The sequence below is a fragment of the Verrucosispora sp. SN26_14.1 genome, assembly GCF_004307965.1.
GTDB lineage: Bacteria > Actinomycetota > Actinomycetes > Mycobacteriales > Micromonosporaceae > Micromonospora.
Window position 1 is genome coordinate 1 of record NZ_SISL01000512.1, and the last position, 3,996, is coordinate 3,996.

The 3,996-nt window shown below is 72.3% G+C and carries 4 protein-coding genes and 1 pseudogene; 1 reads left to right on the forward strand and 4 read right to left on the reverse strand.

The window, feature by feature from the left end:
• The 4 genes and pseudogenes from EYA84_RS28095 to sigK form a co-directional block, all read right to left on the reverse strand.
• Window positions 1-502: pseudogene (locus tag EYA84_RS28095) on the reverse strand (molybdopterin-binding oxidoreductase); the annotation flags it as partial.
• Window positions 503-597: 95 nt separating this feature from the next.
• On the reverse strand, window positions 598-1,227 hold the full coding sequence (locus EYA84_RS28100; protein ID WP_201272503.1) for a fasciclin domain-containing protein: 630 nt from the start codon (window positions 1,225-1,227) through the stop codon (window positions 598-600).
• A 134-nt stretch (window positions 1,228-1,361) separates the two neighbouring features.
• A complete protein-coding gene (locus tag EYA84_RS28105; protein WP_131056912.1) occupies window positions 1,362-2,096 on the reverse strand; it encodes an anti-sigma factor domain-containing protein in 735 nt (244 codons plus the stop codon).
• Window positions 2,093-2,713: an ECF RNA polymerase sigma factor SigK gene (gene sigK, locus EYA84_RS28110; RefSeq protein ID WP_131056914.1), complete on the reverse strand. Its 621-nt coding sequence runs from the start codon at window positions 2,711-2,713 to the stop codon at window positions 2,093-2,095. The genes EYA84_RS28105 and sigK overlap by 4 nt, the downstream gene beginning before the upstream one ends.
• A 259-nt stretch (window positions 2,714-2,972) precedes the next feature.
• On the opposite strand from sigK, the gene EYA84_RS28115 reads away from it, so the two are divergent.
• A partial coding sequence (locus tag EYA84_RS28115) for a serine/threonine-protein kinase (protein ID WP_161595057.1) occupies window positions 2,973-3,996 on the forward strand: 1,024 nt, incomplete at its 3' end.

A 3,996-nucleotide genomic window follows, 5' to 3' on the forward strand; every position in this document is an offset into this window, starting at 1 on the left:
CCGTCCCGGCGGTGGCCGCACCGGCCGCGGTCGCGGTGGTGCCGGCGGCGGTGGCGAGGAACTGACGGCGGTTGAGTAGTCGGGGCCGTCCAGCGGTGCCGGGAGAGTTGGTCGTGGCGGTGCGGAGCAGCAACAGCATCGCGGCGGCGCCGACGGCCGCGCCGCCGAGTGTCGGCAGGGTGTCCAGTGCGGTGGCGGTGGGGCGGGTGAGGATCGCGGTGACGCCGATGCCGGTGAACGCGGCCAGTCCGAGTAGGCCGTAGCGGCGCCTCTGGAACGCCGCCACCCCGATCGCCGCTGCCGCAGCGGTCAGCACGGCGAAGACACCGGTCAGAAGGACGAGCTTGTCGGCAGTGCCGAAGGTGCGGATCGCCCACGCCTTCACGGGTTGGGGGGCGGCGTCGATGGCGGTGGCGCCGACGGCCAGCACCGGATCGGAGGCCGGGCCGAGGAACGCGGCGGCCAGCCGGGCGACGCCCAGTGCGATGGCGGCGCTCAGCACGCCGACCAGGACGGCGCGTGGACGCCACCGGTGGGGTCTGGGGCGTGGCCCCGACCGGCGGTCTGCCGGCCGGGGCGCGGTCGGTGTGGACATCGTCAGCTCGTGGGCATCAGGACGGTGTCGACGATGTACACGGTGGCGTTGGCGGTGGAGACGTTGCCGCAGACCACCATCGAGGTGTCGTTGACGGTGAACGAGGTGCCGCTGCCGGTCACCGTGAGCTCGTCACCCTGCAGGGTCTCGTGTGTGCCGGCGATGGTGTCCGGGGACAGTTGGCCTTCCACCACGTGGTACGTCAGCACATTCTTCAGCGTGGCGTCGTCGGCGAGGACCTTGTCCAGGTCCGCCTTGGGGATCTTGCCGAACGCGTCGTTGGTCGGTGCGAACACCGTGATGCCCTGCGCGCTGTTGAGCGAGTCGACCAGGTTGGCCTTGTCCACGGCGGTCACCAGCGTCGACAGCAGAGGGTTGCCCGAGGCGGCGGTCGCGACCGGCACCTTGGCCATGGCCTCGAAGCTGCCCGGGTCCGCCGTGTCGGTGGGCACGGCGGCGCAGCCGGGACCGAACTGGGCCGCCGCCGCCGACGGCGACGCCATGGGGGCACTGGCCGACATGCTCGGGGCGGTGCCGGTGTCAGCGGTGTCGGTACTGCTGTCGCCGTTACCGCAAGCGGACAGGGCAAGAACGGCGATCGCGCCGGCGGCGACGAACGTACGCCGAGACATGTGAGCTCCTTGCATCCGGGGTTGGTGGTGCGTTCACCGGTGCTTCGGAGCCCGACGCCGGGCGGATGGCTACCGGACGCGATCTCTTTCCCGGCGGCCCTGGCGGCCCGGCCGCAGGGCCGGTCTCGCCCCGCTCACCGCAGTGCCACCTGGACGACGACGTCAGTCGGTGCCGGCGAACCGGACGCGGGCTCGTTGGACACGCCGAACGCCACGACGTCGGTCAGCGGGCCGACGAGGGTGGTCGTGGCCGTGTTTCCGGCGGGGAGCAGGCCGACCGCACGCGGTGCTCCGGCCGACGGGATCAGCCACAGTTGATAGGCCCGGCCGACACCTGGATCGGGTAGTTCCCGCAGCACGGCGACTGCCTGGTCTCGCTGCGCGGACGACACCACCGTGGCACTGCCGCGACCGTCGACGGCCTCCTGGTGGACACGCGCGTCGCCGGCAGCGACCACCTCGGCGATCTGGCGGATGCGATCGTCGCCCGGCTGCTCCTGCCGATCGCGGTCGTCGACGACCGCCCACGTGACGACGCTCGCGCCGGTTGCTGCGACGGCGGCGATCGAGGCGGCGGCGACCCACTGCCGCCATCGCGGCGTCGAGGCGGTGCGGCGGCTCTCGGCGGTGGTGAGGCGTTCCTGGGGAGTTCGGGCCGCCTGCGCCAGGGTCCGCTCTCGGAGTCCTGCGGGCAGTGCCGTGTCGTCGGGTGTGTCGTCGGCGAGGCGGGCGGCGGTCTCCCGTAGTTCGGCCACTTCCAGGCGGCAGGTGTCGCAGGCGGTGAGGTGCCGCTCGAACCCGGCTCGTTCCACCTCGTCGACGGCATCGAGGGCGTACGCGCCGGCGAGGGTGTGGATGTCGCTGTTCATGCCCGCTCTCCCATCGTGACGCCGAGGCAGTCGCGCATCCGGATCAGTCCGTCCCGCATGCGTGTCTTCACCGTGGGTAGTGGCGTGTCCAGCCGTTCGGCGACCTCCCGGTAGGTGTAGCCGCCGTAGTAGGCCAGCGTCACCGCCTCGCGCTGCAGGTCGGTCAACCGCCCCAGGCAGCGGCGGACCTGCTCCCGATCCAGCCGGGCGCTGACCGCCTCGGCCACCTGGTCGTGCGGCACCTCCACGTCCGTCGCCGCGACGCGTTGCGTCCGGTCGGCCAGCGCCTGCTCCGAACGGACCCGGTCCACCGCACGCCGGTGCGCCAGCGTCAGCACCCAGGCGAGACCGGAGCCACGATCGGCGTCGAAACGGGCCGCGGTACGCCACACCTGCACCATGACCTCCTGCGCGACCTCCTCGGCGAGCTGCGGGTCACGCAACACCCGCCGGGCCAGGGCGAGAACCTTGCCGGTGACGGCGTCGAACAAGCCGGCGAATGCCTCCTCGTCGCCACGACCCACCCGCTGCAACAGCTCCTCCACGCTCGGTGGTGGTGGCGGAGTCACGTGCAGCGGTCGCCATCGACGAGCCCGCCCTTGGTCGGATTCCGCCATCTTCTGTCCCCTCTCCGTGCACGCATACCGCTCCCGTTCGGTTCGACGCGGGATGCCCGGTCGGATGGGTCGCCACCACCTGCCGCACCGCCGGTCGCGGCAGGGTCACTATCCGCCACATCTTTCCTGATGGAGTCGACGTGACCTCGACACCCATCCGGCCAGCCGTCGGCTACGAAGACCTCTCGTGATGGAGGATGCGCAGCTTATCGGGCGGTATCGGCTGATCCGATGCATCAGCCAAGGTGTCGCGGGCCGGTTGTGGCTGGCACGGGACGAGTTGTTGGACCGCGACGTCGCGGTCAAACAGGTGCTGTTCCGTGTCGGTCTGACCGAGCGGGAGGGTGCGGAGCTGCGGGAGCGGACCCTGCGGGAGGCGCAGGCGGCGGCCCAGTTGGTGCACCCGAACGTGGTGTGGGTCTACGACGTGATCACGGTCGAGGACCGGCCGTGGATCGTGATGCAGCACGTTCCCTCGCGATCCCTGCATCGGGTGCTCACCGACGACGGGCCACTGCCGGTCGACGCGGTGGCGCGGATCGGGATCGAGTTGGTGGGGGCGCTGGGCGCCGCGCATCGGGCGGGGGTGCTGCACCGCGACGTCACCCCCCGCACCGTGCTCATCGCCACCGACGGGCGGGCCCTGCTGGGAGGCTTCGGGTCCGCGGTGATCGAGGGTGTGGCGGCGGTCAGCCAGTCGTGGGGCATCACCACCTCACCGCAGTACGTGGCCCCGGAGCGGGTCCGCGACGGCGTCTCCTCGCCGGGGGCGGACCTGTGGGCGCTCGGTGCGACCCTGTACGCCGCCGTGGAGGGCCGCCCGCCCTACAGCCGACCCGGGCTGGTGCAGACGTTGATGGCGCTGGCCACCGACCCGCCGGACCGGATGCAGCGCGCCGGCCCGCTCGCACGGATCATCGAGGGACTGCTCGAACGGGACGTACGCCAGCGGATGGGTGCCGCCGAGGTGACCCGCAGGTTGCGGAAGATCACCGGGCCGGTGCTGGCGTCGTCGTACCCGCACGCGCGACGCGTCGCACCCGCCGATGACCCCAGCCCTCAGCCGGGACTGCCGGACGCCGCCCACGACACGACCCGCGCACTGCCCACCACCTGGCCGGACGCCCGCACCCGGGTGCTTCCCGCCACCAGGTCCGGCGACACGACGCAGGTGCTACCCGACAGCGGCACTCCGGCCGACCGGAACACACCGACGGCGCGGCTGCGGGCACTCGCCACGGCCGACGGCCGGACGGGCCTGCGCAGCGCGCTGACCCTCGTGG

What these genes read in the sequence shown, in the direction of transcription:
- EYA84_RS28100 (WP_201272503.1), bottom strand. Translation starts at nt 1,227, where the DNA reads ATGTCTCGGCGTACGTTCGTCGCCGCCGGCGCGATCGCCGTTCTTGCC.
- EYA84_RS28105 (WP_131056912.1), bottom strand. Translation starts at nt 2,096, where the DNA reads ATGAACAGCGACATCCACACCCTCGCCGGCGCGTACGCCCTCGATGCC.
- sigK (WP_131056914.1), bottom strand. Translation starts at nt 2,713, where the DNA reads ATGGCGGAATCCGACCAAGGGCGGGCTCGTCGATGGCGACCGCTGCAC.